At 62.6% G+C, this 25,315-nt stretch carries 21 protein-coding genes and 1 pseudogene; 10 read left to right on the plus strand and 12 right to left on the minus strand.

Annotated elements, in window-relative coordinates; genetic code table 11:
• Positions 1-142 precede the first annotated feature (142 nt).
• From JQ629_RS33005 to JQ629_RS33030, 6 genes are all read left to right on the plus strand, one after another.
• Complete coding sequence (locus JQ629_RS33005) at positions 143-1,333, plus strand: pyridoxal-phosphate-dependent aminotransferase family protein (RefSeq protein ID WP_212416165.1); 1,191 nt, start codon at positions 143-145, stop codon at positions 1,331-1,333.
• Positions 1,334-1,519: 186 nt separating this feature from the next.
• Positions 1,520-2,581, plus strand: coding sequence for an ABC transporter ATP-binding protein (locus tag JQ629_RS33010; RefSeq protein ID WP_212416166.1), 1,062 nt, complete (start codon positions 1,520-1,522; stop codon positions 2,579-2,581).
• Between the two features lie 40 nt (positions 2,582-2,621).
• The gene (locus JQ629_RS33015) at positions 2,622-3,698 is read left to right on the plus strand and encodes an ABC transporter substrate-binding protein (RefSeq protein ID WP_212269040.1); all 1,077 of its coding nucleotides are present in this window, start codon (positions 2,622-2,624) and stop codon (positions 3,696-3,698) included.
• Between the two features lie 96 nt (positions 3,699-3,794).
• Positions 3,795-4,862, plus strand: a complete 1,068-nt coding sequence (locus tag JQ629_RS33020; protein ID WP_212416167.1) for a substrate-binding domain-containing protein — start codon at positions 3,795-3,797, stop codon at positions 4,860-4,862.
• A 121-nt stretch (positions 4,863-4,983) separates the two neighbouring features.
• A complete protein-coding gene (locus JQ629_RS33025; protein ID WP_212416168.1) occupies positions 4,984-6,696 on the plus strand; it encodes an ABC transporter permease in 1,713 nt (570 codons plus the stop codon).
• A 65-nt stretch (positions 6,697-6,761) separates the two neighbouring features.
• Entirely contained in the window at positions 6,762-8,915 is a 2,154-nt protein-coding gene (locus tag JQ629_RS33030; protein WP_249135438.1) for a S9 family peptidase, read from the plus strand.
• 168 nt (positions 8,916-9,083) lie between these two features.
• Here JQ629_RS33030 and JQ629_RS33035 read toward each other — a convergent pair whose 3' ends face one another.
• The 7 genes from JQ629_RS33035 to JQ629_RS33065 all read right to left on the minus strand — a co-directional run bounded on the left by JQ629_RS33035 (position 9,084) and on the right by JQ629_RS33065 (position 17,025).
• Positions 9,084-10,526, minus strand: coding sequence for an aldehyde dehydrogenase family protein (locus JQ629_RS33035; protein ID WP_212416169.1), 1,443 nt, complete (start codon positions 10,524-10,526; stop codon positions 9,084-9,086).
• Between the two features lie 51 nt (positions 10,527-10,577).
• A complete protein-coding gene (locus tag JQ629_RS33040; protein WP_212269046.1) occupies positions 10,578-11,297 on the minus strand; it encodes a ribonuclease activity regulator RraA in 720 nt (239 codons plus the stop codon).
• A 114-nt stretch (positions 11,298-11,411) separates the two neighbouring features.
• Entirely contained in the window at positions 11,412-12,503 is a 1,092-nt protein-coding gene (locus tag JQ629_RS33045) for an SMP-30/gluconolactonase/LRE family protein (RefSeq protein WP_212416170.1), read from the minus strand.
• A 128-nt stretch (positions 12,504-12,631) separates the two neighbouring features.
• Positions 12,632-14,371 (minus strand): L-arabinonate dehydratase, encoded by a 1,740-nt coding sequence (gene araD / locus JQ629_RS33050; RefSeq protein WP_212416171.1) that lies wholly within the window; start codon positions 14,369-14,371, stop codon positions 12,632-12,634.
• Complete coding sequence (locus JQ629_RS33055) at positions 14,368-15,225, minus strand: ABC transporter permease (RefSeq protein ID WP_212416172.1); 858 nt, start codon at positions 15,223-15,225, stop codon at positions 14,368-14,370. The genes araD and JQ629_RS33055 overlap by 4 nt, the downstream gene beginning before the upstream one ends.
• Positions 15,226-15,236: 11 nt before the next feature.
• On the minus strand, positions 15,237-16,013 hold the full coding sequence (locus tag JQ629_RS33060) for an ABC transporter ATP-binding protein (RefSeq protein WP_212416173.1): 777 nt from the start codon (positions 16,011-16,013) through the stop codon (positions 15,237-15,239).
• 4 nt (positions 16,014-16,017) lie between these two features.
• Positions 16,018-17,025 carry an ABC transporter substrate-binding protein gene (locus JQ629_RS33065; protein WP_502753595.1) on the minus strand — a complete coding sequence of 336 codons (1,008 nt, stop codon included), beginning with the start codon at positions 17,023-17,025 and terminating at the stop codon, positions 16,018-16,020.
• 128 nt (positions 17,026-17,153) lie between these two features.
• Between JQ629_RS33065 and JQ629_RS33070 the strand changes: the two genes are divergently transcribed.
• From JQ629_RS33070 to JQ629_RS33080, 3 genes are all read left to right on the plus strand, one after another.
• On the plus strand, positions 17,154-17,873 hold the full coding sequence (locus JQ629_RS33070) for a GntR family transcriptional regulator (protein ID WP_212416175.1): 720 nt from the start codon (positions 17,154-17,156) through the stop codon (positions 17,871-17,873).
• 202 nt (positions 17,874-18,075) lie between these two features.
• The gene (locus JQ629_RS33075) at positions 18,076-18,513 is read left to right on the plus strand and encodes a response regulator (protein WP_212416176.1); all 438 of its coding nucleotides are present in this window, start codon (positions 18,076-18,078) and stop codon (positions 18,511-18,513) included.
• Positions 18,514-18,583: 70 nt separating this feature from the next.
• The gene (locus tag JQ629_RS33080; protein ID WP_212416177.1) at positions 18,584-22,090 is read left to right on the plus strand and encodes a PAS domain S-box protein; all 3,507 of its coding nucleotides are present in this window, start codon (positions 18,584-18,586) and stop codon (positions 22,088-22,090) included.
• A gap of 154 nt (positions 22,091-22,244) precedes the next feature.
• Here the strand turns inward: JQ629_RS33080 and JQ629_RS33085 are convergent, their stop codons facing one another.
• On the minus strand, positions 22,245-22,883 hold the full coding sequence (locus JQ629_RS33085) for a response regulator transcription factor (protein WP_212001077.1): 639 nt from the start codon (positions 22,881-22,883) through the stop codon (positions 22,245-22,247).
• Positions 22,884-23,035: 152 nt separating this feature from the next.
• On the opposite strand from JQ629_RS33085, the gene JQ629_RS33090 reads away from it, so the two are divergent.
• Positions 23,036-23,398 (plus strand): hypothetical protein, encoded by a 363-nt coding sequence (locus JQ629_RS33090; protein ID WP_212269055.1) that lies wholly within the window; start codon positions 23,036-23,038, stop codon positions 23,396-23,398.
• Positions 23,399-23,587: 189 nt separating this feature from the next.
• On the opposite strand, the gene JQ629_RS33095 is transcribed toward JQ629_RS33090, so the two are convergent.
• From JQ629_RS33095 to JQ629_RS37365, 4 genes and pseudogenes are all read right to left on the minus strand, one after another.
• Positions 23,588-23,911: a PilZ domain-containing protein gene (locus JQ629_RS33095; protein ID WP_212416178.1), complete on the minus strand. Its 324-nt coding sequence runs from the start codon at positions 23,909-23,911 to the stop codon at positions 23,588-23,590.
• A gap of 3 nt (positions 23,912-23,914) precedes the next feature.
• The gene (locus JQ629_RS33100; protein ID WP_212416179.1) at positions 23,915-24,772 is read right to left on the minus strand and encodes a CheR family methyltransferase; all 858 of its coding nucleotides are present in this window, start codon (positions 24,770-24,772) and stop codon (positions 23,915-23,917) included.
• A 31-nt stretch (positions 24,773-24,803) separates the two neighbouring features.
• Positions 24,804-25,193: a response regulator gene (locus tag JQ629_RS33105; protein ID WP_212416180.1), complete on the minus strand. Its 390-nt coding sequence runs from the start codon at positions 25,191-25,193 to the stop codon at positions 24,804-24,806.
• A 26-nt stretch (positions 25,194-25,219) separates the two neighbouring features.
• Positions 25,220-25,315 (minus strand): annotated as a pseudogene (locus JQ629_RS37365) (chemotaxis protein CheW); the annotation flags it as partial.

Raw genomic sequence — 25,315 nt, forward strand, 5'->3', positions numbered from 1 at the left:
CGGAGCAATCCATTCCCTATTTGTGATTCTGGATTGCTTCGCTGCGCTCGCAATGACGGTTTCAATCGATTATTGTCATGCTCCAGTCCTACGAAACCTCGGGCGCCTTGATTCCGCGTTCCGCCGATAAGGAATAAGAAAAATGACCGTTCGCGCGGGCCGGGAATTTCTGGCCATCCCCGGACCCACCACCATGCCCGACGAAGTGCTTCAGGCGATGCACCGTCCGGCGCTCGATATCTATTCCAAAGAGATGCTGGACCTGACGCACGGCCTGCTCGGCGATCTCTCCAAGCTGTTCGCGACCAAGGGCCACTCCTACATCTACATCGCCAATGGCCATGGCGCGTGGGAAGCGACGCTCTCCAACGTACTGTCGCGGGGCGACAAGGTGCTGGTGCTGGAAAGCGGCCGCTTCGCGATCGGCTGGGGCAATGCCGCGGCCGCGATGGGCGCTGAGGTCGAGGTGCTGAAAGGCGACTGGCGCCGCGCGATCCGTCCGGCCGAAGTCGAGGCGCGCCTCAAGCTGGACAAGGAGCACAAGATCAAGGCCATCGTCGCCGTGCAGATCGATACCGCTTCGGGCGCCCATAACGACGTCGAAGCGATCGGCAAGGCGATCAAGGCGTCGGGTCATCCGGCGCTGTTCATGGTCGACACGGTTGCCTCGCTCGGCTGCGTACCGTTCGAGATGGACGCCTGGGGCATCGATGTCGCGATGTCCGGTTCGCAGAAGGGCCTGATGACGCCCCCGGGCCTCGGCTTCGTCGCCGCCAACGATCGCGCTCGCGAGGTGCACAAGAAGGCAAACCTGCGCACGCCCTATTGGGACTGGACCGAGCGCGAAGGCAGCGAGCATTACCGCAAATATGCCGGCACCGCGCCGGTGCATCTCTTGTTCGCGCTGCGCAAGGCGATCGATATGCTCCACGCCGAAGGCCTGGAAAATGCCTTCCTGCGCCACAGGCTGCTCGCCGAAGCGGTTCGCCGCGCGGTCGCGGTCTGGGCCGAGGGCCAGGTCATCGGCTTCAACATCGCGGAAGCAAACGAGCGCTCCAACACCGTGACGACGGTGACGGTGAACGGCCATGACCCCGCCGCGCTGCAGCGCTATTGCAAGGAAAAATGCGGCGTGGTGCTTGGGACCGGCATCGGCGACCTCTCCGGCCAGGCATTCCGGATCGCGCATATGGGCCACGTCAACGCGCCGATGATCCTGGGCACGCTCGGCGTCATCGAAGTCGGACTCAACGCCCTCAACATCCCGCACGGCAAGGGCGGAACCGAAGCCGCGATCGAATGGCTCGGCGAAAGCGTGAGCGCGACAGCCTAATCACGGTTTCTGCGCGCTCGACGCCGTCTCTCTCACAATGTGAGAGAGATTCGAGGCGATGCGCTTCATTCAATCCAACTAACTTCCGACGCGAAGGCTTTCCCGCGCGTCATATTTAGTGCTTATACTGTATGCCAGAGAAAGCCGGGCGCAGACTCCGGTGCAAGAAACGTTGGAGGATTCCGATTGGCGTCCGTCGAATTGCGCGGCCTGACCAAGCGATTTGGATCGCTCGCGGTGGTCGATAACGTCTCGCTGCGGATCGATCATGGTCAGCTGGTTTGCCTGTTGGGACCATCGGGTTGCGGCAAGACCACGACGCTGCGGCTGATCGCGGGCTTTTTAGAACCCTCCGACGGCGAGATCCATGTCGGCGACCGGCTGGTGTCGTCGAAGGCGCGGACGCTGCCGCCCGAACAGCGCAAGATGTCGATGATCTTCCAGAGCTACGCGCTGTGGCCGCATATGACCGTGACCGAGAACATCGTCTACGGCTTGCGCCTGCGCAAACTGGATCGCGACATCATCGCCAAGAAACTCGCCGCGATCCTGGCGACGACGAAACTCGAAGCGCTGGCGCAGCGTTACCCCGGCGAACTCTCCGGCGGCCAGCAGCAGCGCGTGGCGCTGGCGCGCGCGCTGATCGTGGAGCCGGAAACGCTGCTGCTCGACGAGCCCTTGTCGAATCTCGACGCGAACTTACGCGAAGAGATGCGGTTCGAGATCCGCCGGCTGCATGACGAATATCGCTACACCACGATCTACGTCACCCATGACCAATCGGAGGCGATGACCACGGCCGACATGATCGCGGTCATGAACGGCGGCAGGATCGACCAGCTCGGCACGCCCGAGGACATCTATGCGCGTCCCGAATCCGAATTCGTCGCGCGCTTCATCGGCGCCAGCAACGTGATCAAAGGCACCGCGCGCGATGGCAATCATGTCGCGTTCGCGGGCGCGACGCTGCAGGTGGTCGGTGCGCCGCTCACATCAGGCCAGAGCGCGCCGGTCGCGATCCGTCAGCACGATATCCAGCTTTCGACGCAGACGCCGGCGGCGCCGCTAAATGCGATCAAGGCCACGGTTACGCGGCAGGTCTATCTCGGCGTGGCGCGCGACTACATGGTGGAGGTGGCCGACGGCACCTCGCTGCGCGTCACCACGCCGACCGCGAACAATGTCGCCAAGGGAACCGAAGTCTGGCTCACCCTGCCGCCCGACCGCTGCCGGGCGCTCAGCCGATAAAGAGCCATCAGCCGACAAAGAACAAGAAGCGGAGGATGCAATGAAGCGAAAACTCTCAAGGCGCGAGGTGCTGCAGGGCTCGCTGAAGGCCTCGACGGCGCTGGCATTCGGAACCGTGTTCGCCTCGCCCGCCCGCGCGCAGGCGCCGCCGCCGGAAGCGATCACGCCACAGCTGATCGAGGCGGCGAAAAAAGAAGGCAAGGTGGTCTGGTACACCTCGATCGATCTGTCGGTATCCGAAAAGATCGCGGCGGCGTTCAAGGCGAAATTCGCCGGCATCGAGGTGCGAGTCGAACGCACCGGCGCCGAGCGCGTGTTCCAGCGCATCGGCCAGGAATATGCCAGCAACGTACACGCCGTCGATATCGCGAACTCGTCCGATGCCGCGCATCTGCTGGCATGGAAGCGGCAGGGCATCCTGCTGCCTTACGTGCCGGAGGACGTCGCCAGGCATTACAAGCCCGAGCATCGCGATCCCGACGGCACGTTTGCCGGATTCCGCGCCACGCTGAGCCCGATCGCCTACAACACCAAACTGGTGAAGGCCGAAGAGGCGCCGGCGAGTTTCAAGGACCTGCTCGATCCCAAATGGAAGGGCAAGATCGTCAAGGCGCATCCCGGCTATAGCGGCACGATCCTGACCGCGACCTTCGAGATGGTTCGCGACATCGGCTGGGAGTATTACGAACAGCTCGCGAAGCAGAACATCATGCAGGTGCAATCGGCGACCGATCCGCCGAAGAAGCTGTCGCTCGGCGAGCGCAGCGTGATGGCCGACGGCACCGAGTACAACATCTTCCTGCTCAAGGAAGCCGGCCAGCCGGTCGAGGTGGTGTATCCCACCGAGGGCACACCGTTCATCGTCGGCCCCAACGGCATCTTCAAGGCGGCGCCGAATCCCAATGCGGCAAAGCTGTTCCAGAACTATTGCTTCACGCCGGACGCACAACGGATCATCATCGACGCCGGCGGCCTGCGGTCGCTGCACGCCCAGGTGAAGGAACATACCGGCCGCAAGCCGCTCGCGGACATCAAGCTGATGAAGGAAGACGCCGCGGGCGCCGAGGCCCAGAGCGAGGAAATCAAGGCGCGCTACCAGAAGATTTTTCGCGTTTAGAGCGTCATTGCGAGCGCAGCGAAGCAATCCATCGCGCGGCATAACGGATAGATGGATTGCTTCGCTTCGCTCGCAATGACGAAGAGAGAAATCGAGATGACAAAAAACATCTTAAACCGCCGCGACATCATCAAGGGCTCGGCTGCGCTCGCGCTCGGCACCGTGTTCGCGTCACCGGTTCGCGCCCAGGCGCCGGAACCGGTCGCGATCAACGCGGGCCTGATCGAAGCGGCGAAGAAGGAAGGCAAGGTCGTGCTGTATTCCTCGATGGATCTGCCGGTCGGCGAAAAGCTCGGCAAGGCGTTCGAGGCGGCTTACCCGGGAATCAGTGTGCAGATCGAGCGCTCCGGCTCGGAGCGGCTGTTCTCGCGGGTCGACCAGGAGTTCGCCAGCAACATCCGCGCCGCCGACATCATCAACACGTCGGACGCCTCTCACATCATCACCTGGAAGAAAAACGGCTGGCTGATGCCGTTTCTGCCGGAAGACGTTGCCAGGCATTTTCCGGAAACCTATCGCGATCCCGACGGAATGTCCGCGACCTCGCGCATCTACTTGTCATCGATCGCCTACAACACCAACCTCGTAAAGCCCGAGGACGCGCCGAAGAGCTATGCGGACCTGCTCGATCCGAAATGGGCGGGCAAGATGGTCAAGGCTCATCCGTCCTATAGCGGCACCATTATGACCGCGACCTTCCAGCTGGTGCGTGAGCTGGGTTGGGGCTATCTCGAAAAACTATCGAAGCAGCGCGTGATGCAGGTGCAATCCTCGACCGATCCACCTAAGAAGCTCGCGCTCGGCGAACGTGCGGTGATGGCCGACGGCAATGAATACGGCGTCGTGCTTCTGAAGGAGGCCGGCCAGCCGGTCGAGCCGCTATATCCAACCGAGGGCACGCCGACGATCTCGGGGCCGACCGCAATCTTCAAGACCGCACCCCATCCGAACGCGGCCAAACTGTTCCAGGCATGGCTGCATACGCGCGAGACCCAGCAATTCTTCGTCGACTACACCGCGCAATATTCGGTTCATCCGCAGGTGCAATCGAAGCCGGGACGCCGCAAGCTTTCCGACATCAAGCTGATGAAGGAAGACGCCGTTGGCGTCGAGGCGATGACGGAAGAGATCAAGACGAAGTATGCGAAGTTGTTTCGGGTGTGAGTTTGCTCCGCCCCACTCACGATCGTCATTCCGGGATGGTCCGAAGGACCAGTCCCGGAATCTCGAGATTCCGGGTTCGATGCTTCGCATCGCCCCGGAATGACGGATAGAAAGTTTTGTAATGACCCTCGCCGACACCGCTCCCGCCAAAGCCAAACTCGACTGGACCAAACCTATCCTGTGGCTGTTCGCGGCCGTCATGATCGTGCTGATCGTGATGCCGATGTCGTGGCTGGCGGTGTATGCCTTCACCGACAAGGCGCGCAATCCGACGCTGCAGAATTTCATCAAGCTGTTCACCGATCCGGATTTTCTGGATCCCTTGCTGACCACCGCGATCATCGCGACTACGTCGGCGACGATCTGCTGCATCATCGCCGCCCCGATCGGCTGGCTGGTGTCGCGCACCGACATGCCGGGACGGCAGACCATCCGTGCACTGGTCACCGCCTCGTTCGTGACGCCGCCGTTCCTCGGCGCGGTGGCCTGGGAGCTGCTGGCCGCGCCCAACAGCGGGCTATTGAACCAGCTCTATCGGTTCCTGACTGGCGCCGAATCGGGCACGCATCTCTTCAACATCTATTCGCTGACCGGCATTATCTTCGTGATCTCCTGCTACACGTTTCCGTTCGTGTTCGTGCTGGTCGCCAACGCGCTCGACAACATGCCGGGCGAACTCGAGGACGCTTCCGCCATCCTCGGCGGCAAGGCGTGGACCACGGCGCGGCGCGTCACGATCCCCCTGGCGCTGCCCGCACTGGTCGCCGGCGCCTTGATCGCCTTCCTGCAGGCGATGACGCTGTTCGGATCGCCGGCGATCCTGGCGTTGCCGGCTGGTTTCCACACCATGACCACCAAGATCTGGAGCCTGTTCCAGTATCCGCCCAAGCCCGAACTCGCCGCGGCGGCCGCGGTGCCGCTGTTGCTGCTGACGATCCTGCTGCTGCAGGGCCAGAAATTCCTGCTCGGCCGCCGCGGCTATTCTGTCGTGGGCGGCAAATATGGCGCGCCGCGCCCGATCGAAATGAAGGCTTGGCGCTGGGTGGCGCTGGCGTTCTGCCTGATCGTGCTGCTCAACCCCGTGTTCCTGCCCTATCTGGCGCTGCTCAACGCCGCATTCTCGCCGAACGCGACCACCCTGGTGACACCGGCGACCGCGACGCTGCACAACATCGTGTTCGTGTTCACCGAACTGTCGTCGACCCAGCTCGCGCTCAAGAACACCGTGATCCTCGGCGCCTCGACCGCGACCATCGGGACGTTACTGGCGCTGGTCATCGCCTATGTCACGACGCGGCGCGTGATCTCGGGCCATCGCTTCCTCGGCTTTCTCGCCACCGCGCCGATCGCGGTGCCCGGCATCGTGCTCGGCGTCGGCCTGTTCCTGAGCTACACGCGGCCGCCCTTCGTGCTGTACGGCACGCTGTGGATCCTGCTGCTCGCATTCCTCACCATCAACCTGCCGTCGGCTTATCAGCAATTGCAGGCGGCGTTCGCGACCATCCACCCCGAACTCGAAGACGCCAGCCGCATCCTCGGCGCGACACGGCTGCAATCGCTGCGCCAGATCACCGCACCTTTGCTGCGCACCGGCGTAATCGCGACCTGGTGTTTTATTTTCATCGGCGTGATGCGGGAATTGTCGGCTGCGATCGTGCTGTTCACCTCGCAGACCAAGGTGCTGTCGGTCCTGATCTACGATCTCAACGAAAGCGGCGATCTTGCTGCGATCGCGGTGCTCGGCATCGCGATGCTGATCATCACCTTCGCGGTGGTGCTAGCCGTCAACCGCATCCCGGGCGGCAACGCCGCCGCAAGGTTGCGGAATAGCTAGCCGACAACGTCTGACCAAAGCAATCCCGTCTGGCAATTGGCGCTTTCGACCCGATATAAGGACGGATGCGAACGAACTTCCAGGAACCAGACGAGGATCGCTTGACCCAATCGACGACCAAAGGCCGTTCACTGCAGGCGCCGGTGGCGCCGCGCCGCCCGCATTCCTTTACCACCCATGGCATCAATGTGACGGACGATTATGCGTGGCTGAAGGACGCCAAATGGCAGGAGGTGCTGCGCGATCCATCGATCCTCGATGCCGACATCAGGCAGTATCTGGAAAGCGAAAACGACTACACCGAGAGCCTGCTCGGCCACACCTCGCCGCTGCAGAAGAAACTGGTCGCGGAGATGCGCGGGCGCATCAAGGAAGACGATTCCAGCGTGCCATCGCCGGATGGCCCGTTCGCTTACCTGCGAAAATTCCGCGAGGGCGGCCAGCACGAGATGTACGGCCGCACCCCGCGCGACGGCGGCGACGTTGAGATCGTGCTCGACGGCGACGCGCTGGCGGCATCCCACAGCTACTTCAAGTTCGGCGGCGCGCGGCATTCGCCGGACCACAAGCAGCAGGCATGGAGCGCCGACACCAAGGGCTCGGAATATTTCTCGATCCGCGTGCGCGACTGGGCCAGCGGCAAGGACTCTGACGACCTCGTAGAGGAGACCGATGGCGGCGTGGTCTGGAGCACGGACGGACAAAGCTTCTTCTACGTCAAGCTCGACGACAACCACCGGCCGATGCAGGTGTGGCGGCATCGCTTAGGCACCCAGCAGGCGGACGACACGCTGATCTATGAGGAACAGGATTCCGGCTGGTTCACCCATCTGCATGAGAGTTCCAGCGGACGCTTTTGCGTGATCGCCGGCGGCGACCATGAAACGTCCGAGCAGCGCCTGATCGATCTGGCGCATCCCGAGACGCCGCCGCGGCTGGTCGCGGCGCGCGAGGAAGGCGTGCAGTATTCGATCGCCGACCGCGGCGACGAGCTGTTCATCCTCACCAACGCCGATGACGCCATCGACTTCAAGGTGATGAGCGCGCCGCTGGCTTCACCGGAGCGCGCGAACTGGCGCGATCTGATCCCGCATCGCGAGGGCATCTATGTGCTCGATGTCGAGCTTTACGCCGGCCATATGGTGCGGCTGGAGCGCGCCAACGCGCTGCCCGCGATCATCATCCGCGACCTCGCATCCGGTGAAGAACACGCCATCGCCTTCGATGAAGCGGCCTATTCGCTCGACACCATGGGTGGCTATGAATTCGAAACCACGAACTTGCGGTTTTCCTATTCGTCGATGACGACGCCGTCGGAAGTCTATGATTACGACATGGCGACGCGAACGCGAGTGCTGCGCAAGCGGCAGGAGATTCCGTCCGGCCACAACCCGGCCGACTACGTCACCACGCGCATCATGGCGACGGCGCATGACGGGGCGAAGGTGCCGGTCTCGATCCTGCATCGCAAGGATCTCGTGCGCGACGGCAGCGCGCCGCTGCTGCTGTACGGCTACGGCTCCTACGGCATGGCGATGCCGGCCTCGTTCGCGGCCAACCGGCTGTCGCTGGTCGATCGCGGTTTTGTCTATGCCATCGCACATATCCGGGGCGGCGCCGACAAGGGTTGGGGCTGGTATCTCGACGGCAAGCGCGAAAAGAAGACCAATACGTTCGACGATTTTGCGGCGGCAGGCCGCGCGTTGATTGAGGCCAAATACACCAGCGCAAAGCGCATCGTCGGCCATGGCGGCAGCGCCGGCGGCATGCTGATGGGAGCGGTCGCCAACCGCGCGGGCGAATTGTTCGCCGGCATCGTCGCGGAAGTGCCGTTCGTCGACGTGCTGAATACGATGCTCGACGACACGCTGCCGCTGACGCCGCCGGAATGGCCGGAATGGGGCAACCCGATAGAGAGCGAAAGGGATTTTCAAACCATCCTGTCCTATTCGCCCTACGACAATATCGAAGCCAAGGACTATCCGCTGATCCTCGCGATGGGCGGCTTGACCGATCCGCGCGTCACCTATTGGGAGCCGGCGAAATGGATCGCGCGATTGCGCGCAACCATGAAGGGTGGCGGCCCGGTGCTGCTCCGCACCAATATGGGCGCCGGCCATGGCGGCGCGTCGGGCCGCTTCAACCGGCTGGATGAAGTCGCGATCGCCTATGCGTTTGCGCTATGGGCGGTGGGATTGGCGGACAAGGCGGAGGTGTGAGTTAGGCTCCTGCTAGACACACCCGTTGAACTCGTCATGGCCGGGCTTGACCCGGCCATCCACGACTTTGGTGCCGCAACCACGATAAGACGTGGATGCCCGGGCATAGGCGAGCGGAGCGACGCCGTCCTTCGGACGGCTAAGCCCGGGCATGACGGCGATTACTCCTTACGGCAACGTGTACGCCGTCTTCACCGTCGTATAAAACTCCGCCGCGTAGCGGCCCTGTTCGCGGGCGCCGAAGCTGGAGCCTTTTCGGCCGCCGAACGGCACGTGGTAATCGACGCCGGCGATCGGCAGATTGACCATCACCATGCCGGCTTCGGAATTGCGCTTGTAGTCGCTGGCGTATTTCAGGCTGGTGGTGCAGATGCCGGATGACAGGCCGAAGTCGGTGTCATTCGCGGTCGCCAGCGCTTCGGCATAATCCTTGACCCTGATGACCGCGGCCACCGGCCCAAAAATTTCCTCGCGCGCGATCCGCATGGTGTTGCTCACGTCGGTGAACAGCGCCGGCTGCAGATAGAAGCCGGGCGCATCGCGGTTGAGGCGCTCGCCACCGAATGCGAGTTTTGCCCCCTCATCCTTGCCGATCGAGATATATTTGAGATCCTGATCGAGCTGGCTCTGATCGACGACGGGACCGATATCGGTGCCGGCCTTGACGGCGTCGTCGATCTTCAGGCCACGCATCCGCTCGGTGAGGGCCTCGACGAATTTGTCGTGTATCCCTGATGTGACGATCAGGCGCGAAGCGGCGGTGCAGCGCTGGCCGGTGGAAAAGAACGCGCTATTGGCGGCGCATTCCACGGCGACCTTCAGGTCTGCGTCGTCAAGAACGACCAGCGGATTCTTGCCGCCCATCTCCAATTGAAACTTCTTCATCGGCCGCGAGGCGATGCAGGCCGCCGCGACTTTCTGACCGGTGGAAACGGACCCCGTGAAACTGATGGCCGCGACATCAGGATGCTCCAGCAGGACCGCACCGACTTCGGAGCCGCGCCCGAGCACGAGGTTGAGCACGCCCTTGGGCAGGCCGGCGCGGTGCAGGATATCGACCAGCGCCCACGACGAGCCCGGCACGAGGTCGGCGGGCTTGATCACCACGGTGTTGCCATAGGCCAGCGCCGGCGCGATCTTCCAGGCCGGTATAGCAATCGGGAAATTCCACGGCGTGATCAGGCCGACAACGCCGAGCGCTTCGCGTGTGATCTCGATATCGATGCCGGGGCGCACGGAAGCGAGCTTCTCGCCGGCCATCCGCAGACATTCGCCGGCAAAGAACGCAAAGATCTGCCCGGCGCGCGCGACTTCGCCAATCCCTTCCGGCAACGTCTTGCCTTCCTCGCGCGACAGCAGCCGGCCCAGTTCGTCCTTGCGCGCGAGGATTTCGTCCGACGCCTTCTTCAGGATGTCGTAGCGCACTTGCGGTGTCGACCGCGACCAGGCCGGGAATGCGGCTTTTGCAGCTGATATCGCGGCCTCGGCCTGCGCTCGCGTGCCGCGCACCGCCTGGCCGACAATGTCCTTGGTATCGGATGGGTTGACGTTGGGCGCGCGGGCGCCATCGGACAGCCATTCGCCGTCGATCAGATTGTTGAACATCAGCATGATGTGGACTCACTGTTGGAGAAAAAAGCGTTGGTGCCAGCCGGCGGCATATTACCGCCCGTTGGCCTTGCGCCAAGCCGCAAAATCCTTGGGCGTCTGCTCGTCGGTTGCCGGATAGAGGCCGAGAATCGAACGGCCCTTGCGCACTTCCTCGGTAACAAAATCCTCGAACGCGGTCATCTCGACCGCCTCGTCGGCGATTTCGTCGGCAACATGCGCGGGAATCACGATCACACCGTCGCTGTCGCCGAGAATGACGTCGCCGGGGAACACCGGCGCGTCGCCGCAGCCGATCGGCACGTTGATCTCTATCGCCTGGTGCAGCGTCAGATTGGTCGGCGCGCTCGGCCGCTGGTGGTAGGCGGGAAAGCCGAGGGCTGCGATTTCAGCCGAATCGCGAAAGCCACCGTCGGTGATGACGCCGGCCGCGCCGCGCTTCATCAGCCGCGTCACCAGGATCGCGCCGGCCGAAGCCGCGCGCGCGTCCTTGCGGCTGTCCATCACAAGTACCGCGCCGGGCGGGCAATCCTCGATCGCCTTGCGCTGCGGGTGGGCGCGGTCGCGGAACACCTCGATCTTGTTGAGGTCCTCGCGCGCCGGCATGTAGCGCAGCGTGAAGGCTTCCCCGACCAGCACCGGCTGATTTGGCCCGAGCGGATGCACATCCTGGATCATCTGAATACGGAAACCGCGCTTGAACAGCGCGGTGGCGACGGTGGCGGTCGAGACGGTTTTGAGTTTGTTGCGGGTGGCGTCGCTCAGTTTTGTCATGTTGTTCTATCCCAGTTTATTCCGTCATTCCGGGATGGTGCGTTAGCACCAGACCCGGAATCTCGAGATTCCGGGTTCGCACTTCGTGCGCCCCGGAATGACGGTGGTAATCAATCACACCGCCCCATGCGCTTCCACGTAAAGCGCGTACACGGAGTGGCAGCTCGTCATATAGAGGCGGTTGTTCTTCGGTCCACCGAAACAGAGGTTGGCGCAACGCTCCGGCAGCCGGATGAACGCCAGCGGCTTGCCTTCGGAGTTGAACACCATCACGCCGTCGAGGTCTTCCGACTTGCCCTTCAGCTGATACACCTTGCGGCCGCCAACGTCAGCGGGATCCGGCTGCAGCGCGCCGTTGCTGCCCCAGCCGCACCACAGATTGCCGTCGCGATCAACCCGGAAGCCATCGAGCGCGCCCTGGTCGGCGGCGTCGATCAGCTTATTGCGACTGCCGAGCGTGCCATCGTCCTTGACGTCGTAGGCCCAGATGCTGCGGTTGGGGCTTCCCTTCCACTCGACGACATAAAGCTTCCTTTCGTCGGGCGAGAACGCCAGGCCGTTGGGATTGACGATGTCGGTGATGACGGCCGATATCTTGCCGTCCTTGGCGATGCGGTAGACGTTGGTGGTGGCCTGTTCGGGCTTTTCCTTCTTGCCCTCCCACTCGCCATTGATGCCGAACAAGGGATCGGTGAACCAGATGCTGTCGTCGGACTTCACCACGACGTCGTTCGGCGCGTTCAGCCGCTTGCCTTCGAACTTGTCCGCCAGCACCGTGATCTTGCCGTCCTTCTCGGTGCGGGTGACGCGGCGGGTCACCGAATGCTCGCAGGTGACCAGACGGCCCTGGCGATCGCGCGTGTTGCCGTTGGCATAGTTGGCGTTAGCACGGAAGACGCTGGTCTGGTTGGTCTTCTCGTCGAACTTCATGATCCGGTTGTTCGGGATGTCGGAGTACAGGAGATAGCCGCCCTCTGGGAAATAGGCCGGGCCTTCGGCCCAACGCATCCCGGTAGCGACCTGTTCGATCGTAGACGAATAGATCCGGTATTTTGCAAAGCCTGGATCGAGGATTTGCACCGACGGATCGGGATAGCGTTGGTTCATCGTGAACGGGAATGATTGCGCACCTGCGGCACGTGAGAGAAGCGTGGTGACCGCGGTGGCGCCGGCTGCGGCGAGGATGTTGCGTCGTGTGATGCTCATGGGTGGTCCTCCCTGGGATGTTTTTTGTTTGGTAATGGTCTCTCTTGTCATTCCGGGGCGATGCGTAGCATCGAACCCGGAATCTCGAGGTTCCGGGTTCGCGCTGCGCGCGCCCCGGAACGACAGCGTCAGTAAATCGACGGCTCTCCCACCGGCTTGCCAAAGCCGGTCTCCAGAAAATCGAAATCGCAACCTTCATTGGCCTGCTTGATGTGCCTGGTAAACATCCAGCCATAGCCGCGCTCGAACCGGCGCTCCGGCGCCTTCCATTCCGCGCGGCGCTTTGCAAGCTCCGCCTGGGGCACATCGAGGTTGATGGTGCGGGCGTTGACATCGAGCGTGATGCGATCGCCATTCTTCACCAGCGCCAGCGGGCCGCCGATATAGGATTCCGGCGACACATGCAGGATGCAGGCGCCGTAGCTGGTGCCGCTCATGCGCGCATCCGACAGCCGCACCATGTCGCGCACGCCCTGCTTTACGAGCTTGGTCGGGATCGGCAGCATGCCCCATTCCGGCATGCCCGGACCACCCTGCGGCCCGGCATTGCGCAGGATCAGCACGTGGTCGGCGGTGACATCGAGATCGGGATCGTCGATCGCCTTCTTCATCGAGGGGTAATCGTCGAACACCAGCGCCGGCCCGGTGTGCTTGAGGAAGCGCGGCTCGCAGGCGGAGGGTTTGATCACGCAGCCATCGGGCGCAAGGTTGCCCTTCAGCACCGCGAGCGCGCCCTCGGCATAGATCGGATCGTTCACGGTGCGAATGACATCGTCATTATAGACTTCGGCGCGGGCGATGTTCTCGCCGAGGGTCTGGCCGGTTACGGTCATGACATCGAGGTGCAGATGCTCCCTGATGCGGCTCATCAGGCCCGGCAAACCGCCGGCATAGAAGAAATCCTCCATCAGGTATTTGTCGCCGCTCGGACGCACATTGGCGATGACCGGCACCTTGCGGCTGGCGACCTCGAAATCGTCGAGCCCGATGTCCTGACCGGCGCGGCGGGCCTGCGCGATCAGATGGATGATCGCGTTGGTCGAGCAGCCCATCGCCATCGCCACCGTGATCGCGTTCTCGAAGGCCTTTCGGGTCTGGATCTTGTTCGGCGTCAAATCCTCCCACACCATCTCGACGATACGGCGGCCGCATTCCGAGGCCATGCGGATATGGCCGGCGTCGGCGGCCGGGATCGAGGATGCGCCGGGCAAGGTCATGCCGATCGACTCGGCGATTGCGGTCATGGTCGAGGCGGTGCCCATGGTCATGCAGGTGCCGTAGCTGCGGGCGATGCCGGCCTCGACATCGACCCAATCCTTGTCGGAGATTTTACCGGCGCGCCGCTCGTCCCAGAATTTCCAGGCGTCCGAGCCGGAGCCCAGCGTCTTGCCCTTCCAGTTGCCGCGCAGCATCGGTCCGGCCGGAAGATAGATCGTCGGCAGGCCCATGCTGGTGGCGCCTAGCAGCAAGCCCGGCGTGGTCTTGTCGCAGCCGCCCATCAACACGACGCCGTCGACGGGATGGCCGCGCAATAACTCCTCGGCATCCATCGCCAGCATGTTGCGATAGAGCATCGTGGTCGGCTTCAGGAACGATTCCGACAGCGACAGCGCCGGCAGCTCCATCGGAAAACCGCCCGCCATCAGGATGCCACGCTTGACGTCGTCGACGCGGGACTTGAAGTGCATGTGGCAGGGCTGCGCGTCCGACCACGTGTTGAGGATCGCAATGACGGGGCGTCCCTTCCATTCCTCCGGCGCGTAGCCCATCTGCATCGCGCGGGAGCGATGGCCGAAGGCGCGGAGATCGTCGGGCGCGAACCAGCGCGCGCTGCGAAGCTGGTCGGGGGTCTTGTTTTTGCTGCTCATGATTGAGTACCCCATTTCTGGACGGTGTTGCGCTCGATGGTGCGGAAGATCAGGTTCTCCACGATCAAGCCAATGATGATCACCGTCAACAGGCCGGCGAAGACAGCAGGTATGTCAAGCAGGTTGCGGTTTTCGAAGATGAACCAGCCGAGCCCGCCTTGGCCGGATGAGACGCCGAACACCAGTTCGGCGGCAATCAGCGTGCGCCAGGCGAACGCCCAGCCGATCTTCAGGCCGGTCAGGATCGAGCCGAACGCCGCCGGAATCAGGATCCGCGCCACATAAGGCAGGCCGCGCAGGCCGTAATTGCGGCCGACCATCCGCAGCGTGTTCGACACGCTCTTGAAGCCGGAATGGGTGTTGAGCGCCACCGGCCACAGCACCGAATGGATCAGCACGAAGACGAGGCTGCCATTGCCGAGCCCGAACCAGATCAGCGCCAGCGGCAGCAGCGCGATCGCCGGCAGCGGGTTGAACATCGCGGTCACGGTTTCGAGGAAATCCGTACCGATACGGGTGGAGATCGCCAGGATGGTGAAGATCGCGGCGAGCGCGATGCCGGCCGCATAGCCCATGAACAGGACTTTCAGAGACGCCCAGGCGCGCATCGGGATCGTGCCGTCGCGCACTTTTTCCCACATCGTCATGATGGTGTCGTGAAAGGTCGGGAACAGCAGCGGATTGTCGAGGTAGGTGCCGTAGGCTTCCCACACCACCGCGAGGAACAGGATGATCACGCCCTTGCGGACGAAGCCGTCGTTCCACAGCAGTTCGAGGACGGAGAGCTTACGCTCCACCTCCACTGACGCGGCGACTGCGGCGGTATCGCGCAGCAGAATTCTTGCTTCACCCATCGCGCGCTTCCCTAGTGTGCCGCTGCGGTTTCTGTTTCGGCGTTCGAGAACAGCAGATCGTGAATCTGCTTTTCGAGCCGGGCGGCGCTGCCGTCTTCGCTTGAGACTTGGTCGACATCGACGATCTCGGCCTTGACCCGTCCGGGATGCGGCGACAGCAGCAGGATGCGGTTGCCGATCTTGATCGCTTCCGCGATCGAATGGGTGACGAACAGCACGGTGAATTTGGTTTCGGCCCAGAGCTGCAGCAATTCGTCCTGGCAGGTGCGCCGCGTCAGCGCATCGAGCGCGGCGAAAGGCTCGTCCATCAAGAGGATATCCGGCTCCATCGCCATGCCGCGCGCGATCGCAACGCGCTGCTTCATGCCGCCCGACAGCGTATGCGGATAGGAATCGACGACGCGGGTGAGGCTGACCTTCTCGATGTAGGCACGGGCGCGAAGCTCGGCCTCCTTGCGCGGCAACCGCCGCGTCATCAGAAGCGGGAACATGACGTTTTCCAGCACGGTCTTCCAGGGCAGCAGCTGGTCGAACTCCTGGAAGATCATCATGCGGTCGGCGCCGGGCTCCGTGATCTCGCGGCCCGAGATCCGCATCTTGCCTTCGCTCGGCGTCATGTAGCCACCGACCGCCTTCAGCAAGGTCGACTTGCCGCAACCGGATGGGCCGAGCAGCACGAAGCGATCGGAACGATCGACCGTGAAACTGACCCGTTCGGTCGCGGTCACCACCGCGCTCGAAGTCTTGTAGCGCAGCGTTACGTCGCTGACGTCGAGAAGCGCCGTCATCGCGTCAGTTGCCCTTCAGGTCATGCGACATCGGCAGGTAGTAATCCGTCCATGCCTTGGGCTGGGTCTTCAACGTGCCGACCTTGAACAGATGGTTGGCGAATTTCATGGTGCCCTGCGGCTGCAGGTTCCACTCCATCATGCCGGGCTCCTTGAGCCAGGCCAGCAGATCCTCGACGCTGGTCTTGTCGCCGGTGACTTCCTTGTAGATATCCACCGCCGCCTTGGTGTCGCTGCGGATCAGATCCTGCGCTTCCTTGGTGGCATCGCGCACCGCCTGGACGATCTTCGGATTGGCGTCGGCGAATTTGGTTGTCGTGAAGAACTGCGCCTGGCTCAGCGGCCCGCCCATCACGTCGGGCGAGGACAGCACGACATGAGCGCCGGGCACGTTCTTCAGTTCGAGGAACGTAAAGGGCGGGATCGCAAAATGGTTGCGCACCTCGTGCTGGGCGTTGGTCATCGCGACATAGGCATCGGGATGGCCGAGCTGCACGGTGTTGGGATCGAGCTTCGACCATTGGTCGGCGCCGAACAATTCGGCGGCCGCGATCTGCAGCACGATCGCCTGGGTCGAGACTTTCACGGTCGGCACCGCAATCTTGTCGTTGGGGCCGATATCTTTCAGCGACTTGATGTTGGCGTCGCGGCTGATCAGCGTCATCGGCTGTGCTGACGTCGCAACGATGCCCTTGACGCCGCCGCGGGTGCGATCCCACAGCAGCAGCAGATTGCCGGTGCCGGTGTTGAGGATGTCGACGCCCCCCGCAAGCAGCGCGTCGGTCTGGGCGCCGCCGCTGTTGAAGCTGAGCCACTTGGTGGTGATGCTCGCAAGGCCCAGTGCCGCAGCGTGCTTCTCGATCAGCTTGTGCTTTTCCATGATGTGCGAGGGCATATAGAAAATGCCGGGCTGCCGCGACAGCGCGATCTCGCTCTTCTGTTGCGCCAGCGCGGGCGCGCCCGACAGCGCCATTCCGAGTGTCGCGATTGCGCCTGCAGCGGCGCGCCACATCATGGTCTTCATCGGTGGTTTCCTCCGGCGATCTCTACGCATTGACGCCCAGTTGACAGGTTTCTTGGAGATGCACTAATATATTAGTGTATTTGAGGCAAGCACCTTCTGAAAGGACCGTTGTTCCGATGGGTCCAACGCCAATCGCCGCCCGCCGCGCCGCACCGCGTTCCCCCGAGCGGCTCGATCGCGACCGGCAGGCTGCGCCCCAGGTATTCGAGCGCCTGCGCGGCATGATCATTTCGCTGGAGCTGCCGCCGGGATCGCCGCTGTCGCGGGCCGCTTTGGCCGGGCAGTTCGGAATCAGTTCGACGCCAATCCGGGACGCCCTGATGCGGCTCGAAGAGGAAGGCCTGGTCGACGTGTTCCCGCAATATGCGACCGTGGTCAGCCGGGTCGATGTGCGATTGGCCCAGCAGGCGCATTTCCTGCGGCAGGCGGTCGAGCTGGAGATCGTGCGCGGGTTGGCGATCCGCCATGACGAAGCCTTCGTCGCCGAGCTGAATGGAACAATCGTGCGCCAACAGCAATTCGCCAAGGCCGGCGAGTTCGAGAAATTCATGGCCGCCGACAATGAATTCCACGCCCAGCTCTATACGGCGGCCGACAAGCAGGACATCTGGACGCTGGTGCGCAGCCGCAGCGGCCATATCGACCGGCTGCGCCGGCTGCATCTGCCCTCCCCCGGCAAGGCGCAGGACATCGTGCGGCACCACAGGCTGATCGCCAAGGCGATCGACGCCGGCGATCCAGACGGGGCACAGAAGCATCTGCGCACCCATCTGTCGGGAACGCTCAGTGAACTCGCCCAGATCCGGGCGCGGTATCCGGAATATCTGAGCGACTGAACGCCGCAGATTAATCCGCGCCATCAGGACGAACCGGCTCCGTTGCGGCAGCAAATTGCTGGCTGTCTACCCGACAACAGGCGGATATGCGGTTTTGGCAGGAACATCTGCAGCCGGGAAACCGTTGCAGGAGAACAAGGTTTCAGCGAAAATCGCAACCTGCCGTTGACCTGATTCCAGCGGGCGCCCGGAGAACCTTCTTTTGGCAAGAATATTGATAGTCGACGACGATACCGCGGTTCAGGCCACGGTCCGCCTATTGCTCGAGCGCGCAGGCCATAGCGTGGTCACCGCCGGTGACGGCCGTAAAGGGCTTGCGCAGTTCGAAAAGGAAGATTTCGATCTGCTGTTTCTCGACATCTTCATGCCGGGAATGGACGGGTTCGAGACCATGCGGCTGGTTCACCAGCTGCGGCCACTGATACCGATCGTCGTGATCTCGGGACGGCCGATATCTTCGGAAGAAGGCGCCGCCCCCGACTTCCTGACCATGGCGACCAAGCTCGGCGCCGTCTCCAGTCTGCAGAAACCGTTCAAACCGGCGGCCCTGCTGGCGATGGTCACGAACTGCCTGGAGGCCGCCAAACGCCTGTCGTCAAGTTCATCCCATGCCCCCGGCGGAGTTGCTTCCTGCCCGTAATGCGAAATAGCATTACCGGGTTCGCCCAGCCGCTTGCCCGGGATGAACGGGAGGGCGAACGAATCAAAAAATGACGCTCACAACCAGGCTTGCCATCGCCATGATTGCGTTGGTCGCGCTCGCGGTTTCCGCGGTCGGCTGGCTGAGCTATCGCAGCCTGGAGCAAGCGCTGCTGCTGCGCGCCCGAGACCGCATCGAGACGCATTCGCGGCAGGTGGCGACCGACCTCGAATATTACACAGCCAGTGCGACCGGAGATGTCGCGGCCTTCCGTTCGGCGGCGGCGTTGCAGGGATTGGTCCGCGCCCGAAGGGCGGGTGGCACCGACCCGGTGGATCGTGTCTCCGAAAAAACGTGGCGCGACCGGATAGCAACCCGCTTTGCGGCGGAGCTCGAGGCCAAGCCCACTTATGCGATGCTGCGGATCTTCAGCTATGATGACGACGGCCGTGAGGTTGTCCGCGTCGACCGGATGGGACCAAACGACACGGTTCGGATCGTTCCCGAAGAGGGACTGCAGAAGAGAAGCAACCGAAACTATTTCACCGAAACGCTCGCGCTTGGTCCCGGACAAATCTACGTTTCGCCGCTCGATCTGGGGCGCCGCGACGGACTGATCGAGGAGAGGCACAGGCCGACGATTCGGATCGCAACGCCGGTCTTCGCCGACGACGGCAAGCTGTTCGGCATCTTCATGATCAATGTCGATATGCGGCAGGCATTCGACCGCGTCCGGTCGTCGGTGTTGCCGGGCGAGACGATCTACGTCGTCAACCGGCACGGCGACTATCTCATTCATCCCGATCGTTCACGCGAGTTCGGCACGCTGCTCGGCACGCCCAACGACTGGAAAGCCGACTTTCCGCAACTGGCGGCGCAGGCAGGGGCATCCCGCGGCATCGCCGAAATCGTCCCGGATCATGCTGCCCGCTCGGGCGGGATGGCTCTCGCCCCTGCGCTTCTGGCTGGTACCGAATGGGTTGGCGTGATCGAAACCGCCCCCAACGCCGTGATCATGGCGCCGGCTGCCAGCATCAGAAATACCTCCCTTCTGGTCGGAACGATCGCCGTGTTGTTCGCGGCAGTGCTGGCCCTGCTGATCGCGCGGTCGCTGACCCGGCCGATCGTTCGCCTGACCGCCGCCGTACAGGGCGCCGCCCGAAACGGGAAAGTCGCCATTCCGGTTGACGCTCGCGGCGAGACCGGCGTGCTGGCGCGGGCATTCGCTGACGTGATCGGGGAGGTCAACGAGAAGACCGCAGCACTGCAGCAGGAGGTTCAGGAGCATCGCCGCACCATCGCGGCGCGCGACCATCACGCCGAGCGCGAACGCCTGTTCAGCGCGGCGGTCGAATCATCCAACGACGCGATCATCACGACATCGCTCGACGGCACGATCACCGGCTGGAACTCGGCTGCGGAACGATTGTACGGATACAGTGCGACGGAAGCGGCAGGCAAGAACATCGCGATCCTGATGCCCGCCGGCCGGCTGCCCGAGGTGCAGGACATCCTGCGCCGGATCGGCTGGGGTGAAAGCATCGAGCACAACGAAACCACGCGTCTTCGCAAGGACGGCACGCCGGTCGAGGTTTCGCTCAGCATTTCGCCGATCAAGGCGCCCTCGGGCGCGACCATCGGCATATCGAAGGTCGCCCGCGACATTACCGACACCAACAAGACCCGGTTGGCGCTGCGGCAACAGGCCGAGGAGCTTCGCCGCGTCTTCGAGACTTCGCAGGATCTGATCATGGTGACGGATCCAAGGGGATCCGTGGTCCAGATCAGCCCGAGTTGCGCCGTCATCCTGGGCTATTGGCCCGGCGAGATGATCGGCCGCAGTGGAGAGGACTTCATCCATCCCGACCATCTGGAGAACTCGCGCCAGGAAATGCGCGCTTTGCGGCGCGGGCAACGTCCGACGATTGCGGACACGCGTTGCTTCCACAAGGACGGGCGCGAGGTGTGGCTGTCCTGGCTCGGCGTCTGGTCCGAACCGGTGAAACGGTTTTTCTTCGTCGGCCGCGACATGACAGAGAGCCGGCGGGCGCAGGAAACCTTGCGTGAAAGCGCACAGCTGGCCCGCGGGATCATTAACACTGCGCTCGATGCCTTTGTCCAGATGGACGATCAGGGCACGATCGCGGACTGGAATTCGCAAGCCGAGAATATCTTCGGCTGGACACGTGACGAAGCGGTCGGAGCCAAGCTCAGCGAACTGATCATTCCATACGTCCATCGCGATGCGCACACGGCCGGCCTGGAACGGTTCCTGCGAAGCGGTGAAGGGGTAATCCTCGGCCGCCGTTTCGAAATCGACGCGATGCGGCGCGACGGCAAGGACATCAAGGTCGAACTGAGCGTCACCGCGCTGAAACGCCGCAACGGCTTCGTGTTCAACGGCTTCATGCGCGACCTCACCGACAAGATCGCCACCGAGGACCGCATCCGGCAGTCCGAGAAGATGGAAGCCGTCGGCCAGCTCACCGGCGGCATCGCGCATGATTTCAACAATATCCTGACCGTCATCACCGGGACGATCGAAATCCTGGCCGACGCCGTCAAGGACGAGCCGCAACTCGCGGCCATCACGCGGATGATTGACGAAGCCGCGTCGCGCGGCGCCGACCTCACCCAGCATCTATTGGCATTCGCCCGCAAGCAGCCGCTCGAGCCTCAGGAAACCGACGTCAATACGCTGATCATCGACACCGCGAAACTGCTGCAGCGTACGCTCGGCGAGCATGTCGAGATCGAATCGGTATTTGAAGACGAATCCTGCCCGGCGATCGTCGACCCCAATCAACTGGCCACCGCCATCCTCAATCTCGCCCTCAACGCCCGCGATGCGATGCCTGACGGAGGCAAGCTGATCATCGAAACCGGCATGGTCGTACTCGATGAGCATTACGCCAGGACGCACAATGACGTCCGGCCGGGCCGCTACGCGATGATCGCAGTCAGCGATACCGGAACCGGCATTCCGGCTGGCTTCCTCGACAAGGTGTTCAATCCGTTCTTCACCTCGAAGGGGCCGGGCAAGGGAACCGGCCTCGGGCTCAGCATGGTCTACGGCTTCGTCAAGCAATCCGCCGGCCACGTCATGATCTACAGCGAGGAAGGCCACGGCACGACGATCAAGATGTACCTGCCGCCGGCCTCAGGCACGTCGCTTGCGGCCGGGCCGAGCCACGGGCCGACGGTCGAGGGCGGCAATGAGACGATCCTGGTGGTCGAAGACGACGCGCTGGTGCGCAATTACGTGCTGACGCAACTGCATTCGCTCGGCTACGTCACGATGGATGCGGGAAACGCGACGGAGGCGCTCGCGATCGTCAACGCCGGCCACCCGTTCGACCTGCTGTTCACCGACGTGATCATGCCCGGCCTCAACGGCCGCCAGCTCGCCAACGAGATGCTGAAGATCAAACCCGGGCTGAAAGTGCTGTTCACGTCAGGCTATACCGAAAACGCGATCATCCACCACGGCCGGCTCGACGAGGGCGTGCTGCTGCTGGCCAAGCCCTATCGCAAATCGGATATGGCCATCATGATTCGCAAGGCCCTCGGCGACTAGAGCCATTTCCGTTCCGATTCAAATCGGAACGGGGTTCTGGATTCTAGATTTGACGCGTTTTATTGACGCGAACCGGTGTCCACTTCGCTGGAAAACGCTCTAGCGGCCTACAGCTGCCGCGCATTCTCGCGAAAGCTGCACCGTCACCGTCCACTCACGCCTGACGCGAAGTGGTCATCACGATTCGGACCAGGTCGGCGGCGTTGCGGGCCCCGAGCTTCTTCATGATGTTGGCGCGGTGATCCTCGATGGTCCGCGGGCTGATCCCAAGGTGCCTGCCCGCTTCCTTGTTGGACGCGCCGGCGGTGAACTGCTCGAGCACTTCGCGTTCGCGGCGGGTGAGCGGCTCGCGTCCGGGAAAATGCAGCGTCGCGATCCGGGACGCGGAGTTGTTTTCCGCCTGCCGGCGCGCATAGGCCTCGATCGCCTCGTCGAGCCGTGCGACGATCTCGCTGCCACGGAACGGCTTTTCAATGAAGTCCAGCGCGCCGCTCTTGATGGCGTTGACGGCCATCGAGATATCGCCTTGCCCGGAGATCATGAAGATCGGCGCAGGATAGTCCTCGCCGTGCAGTTCCTTCAGGATGTCGAGGCCCGATTTGCCGGGGATATGCACGTCGAGCAGGATGCAGGACGGCGTCCGGGTTCTTGCAACGGCCAGCAATGCGGCGCCGTCGGCAAAACAGATGACCTGATAACCGCCCGCCGACAGCACCATGGAAAGCGTGTCGCGCACGGCAGGGTCGTCATCGACTACAAAGATCTCCCCGCGGGAGTGGGCTTTCTCAGCCATGTTTCAACTTCCGTGCATGGTGAAACGTGACGCGCACTCGATATCGGTACTCAACTCCATACCGCATCAAAACGCCCCCGTATTTGTACGGGACGTTCGCTTAACGCACAAGTAGCAACGCGCCCCTAAAAAGTGGCCCGAGGAGTGCAGCCATGCAGAACCCCCAAGGCGGCGGCATCGCGATCGAACCTGACGACCGAAATAACGCGTACCGCTCGGTGGTATCGGATGTCATATCCCTGATCGAGCATGTCCAGGCGAGCCTGAGGCTGATCGAACAGGAGATCGCCCGCGAAACCGCGTCCGGCAGCCAAGACATCTCCACCAATGTCGTTGTGCTGGATGATGTGACGCCGCCCTATGTCAGGGCGACCGTGGCGTTGAAGGCCTGTGACGCCAATCTTGCCATCGCCCTCCACTCGCTGCTCGACCCCATGACACCGTCGAATACACCGGAGCAGGGTGCCAGCGATTATGCCTGGAGTCCGCCGGCGCTTTCGGTTCTCAGCGCGTAAGCGAATAGCGGCGCCGTGCCGCAGCAGCCCGCCCAATACGTCCATCTGAAAATTGGGAACATCGAACCGGCCAGCCTGTATCGGCGGGTCCTTGCCGTTTGCCGCCATCCTGGCCCGGACGTTGCCCCGGCTTTTTGGCAATGAGCGATTTCACCGCCTGACCAGCGGTTCGGTGCGAAAGCTAGACGCTCAGGACATCATCTCTTCAGACTTCGACGCCGCGCCGGATCGCTTCTTGGCGTGCTTGCCCCTCAGGAAATGAATGTCCATGTCGGTGCCGTTGACGCGCACCAGTTCGCAGCGGCGATAGGCAAGCCCGGTCGACGACAGCAGCAGAAAGAACTCCTTGAGGTTGAGGCCTTGAATGGAGCCCTCCACGGTCAACGTGGCCTCGGTATCGGAGATCGAGTTGAGTTGGCAATCCCGGCGCCAGGTTCCGTCAATCGCCATGATGCAGACGTCGTAACCCCGGCTGAACGTGACGCGCTCGGCTGCCTTGTTCTCTTCCGCCATTCCTCAACGCCCCGCCATTGCCGCGATTTTCGGCGCTGCCGTTGCCGCACGCGCGGCGTTCGGCCGATAGAGCCCACGCTTGTCCGGAAATGGCTTGAAGACATCGGTCAAGCCTACCACCGTCTCCGCCGCGCCCAGCACCAGGAAGCCGTCCGCTTCCATCGACTTGGCAAGACGGCCGAAGATGTTGATCTTGGTGTCCTGGTCGAAATAGATCAGAACGTTGCGGCAGAAGATGACGTCGAACATCCCGAGCTGCGAAAAATCGTGCAGCAGATTGAGTTGCCGGTGCTGCACCATGGCGCGGATGTCGGCATTGATCTGCCAGAGCTCGCCGTTCTGCTTGAAATATTTGACCAGCATCTGGATCGGCAGGCCGCGCTGGACCTCGAACTGGCTGTAGATGCCGGCCTTGGATTTCTCGAGCACTTCCTGGGAGAGATCGGTCGCGATGATTTCGATCCGCCATCCGGCAAGTGCTGCGCTCATCTCCTTCAGGGACATGGCCAGCGAATACGGCTCCTGACCGGTCGAACCGGCGGCGCACCAGATCCGGATGCTCTTGCGGGCCGCGCGTGCCTTCAGCACCTCGGGCATGATCGAATCGCGGAAATGATCGAACGGCACCTTGTCGCGGAAAAAGAAGGTCTCGTTGGTGGTCATGGCTTCGACCACCTGGGCGATGATCGCTGGCGCCCCGCCCTTCATTTTCTGCACGAGTTCGCTGATGCCGGCGAGGCCGCATTTGCGCGACAGCGGCAGCAGGCGGCTTTCGATCAGGTACTGTTTGTCTGCGGACAGGTCGAGACCGGAATGGTCCTTCAGGAGCTTACGCAGATACTCATAGTCTGGCGGGGTCACGGGTGGCCTCTCAACGCAAGCGGAAAACGATTTAGACGGGTGTCGGTTCGGTGACTTCGATCAAGCCGACTTCCTTGAACTTGTCGGCGACGATGTCCTTGTCGAACGGCTTCATGATGTACTCGTTGGCGCCGGCATGTAGCGCGCGCGAGATATGGTCCATGCCGTTTTCGGTGGTGCAGAACACCACCTTGGGCACATCGCCGCCGGGCAATCGGCGCAGATGGCCGAGGAATTCATAACCGTCCATCACCGGCATGTTCCAGTCGAGCAGGACGGCGTTCGGCATCGCGAGCTTGCAGACCTCGAGCGCCTTCTCGCCGTCCTCAGCCTCGGTGATCTCAAAGCCCATCTCTTCCAGGATGCGGCGCGCGATTTTACGCACGACACCTGAATCGTCGACGACAAGACATGTTTTCATTTTTCGACCTCCTTATGCCGATCGTTCTATGCTGCGAGTGTGGTGGGCACGATTTCGAGGACGCGATCGACATCGAGGACGACCATGAGCTGGCCGTCGAGGCGGTGGACGCCGCCGGCGAG

It is taken from the genome of Bradyrhizobium sp. AUGA SZCCT0222 (assembly GCF_018130205.1).
Classification (GTDB): domain Bacteria; phylum Pseudomonadota; class Alphaproteobacteria; order Rhizobiales; family Xanthobacteraceae; genus Bradyrhizobium.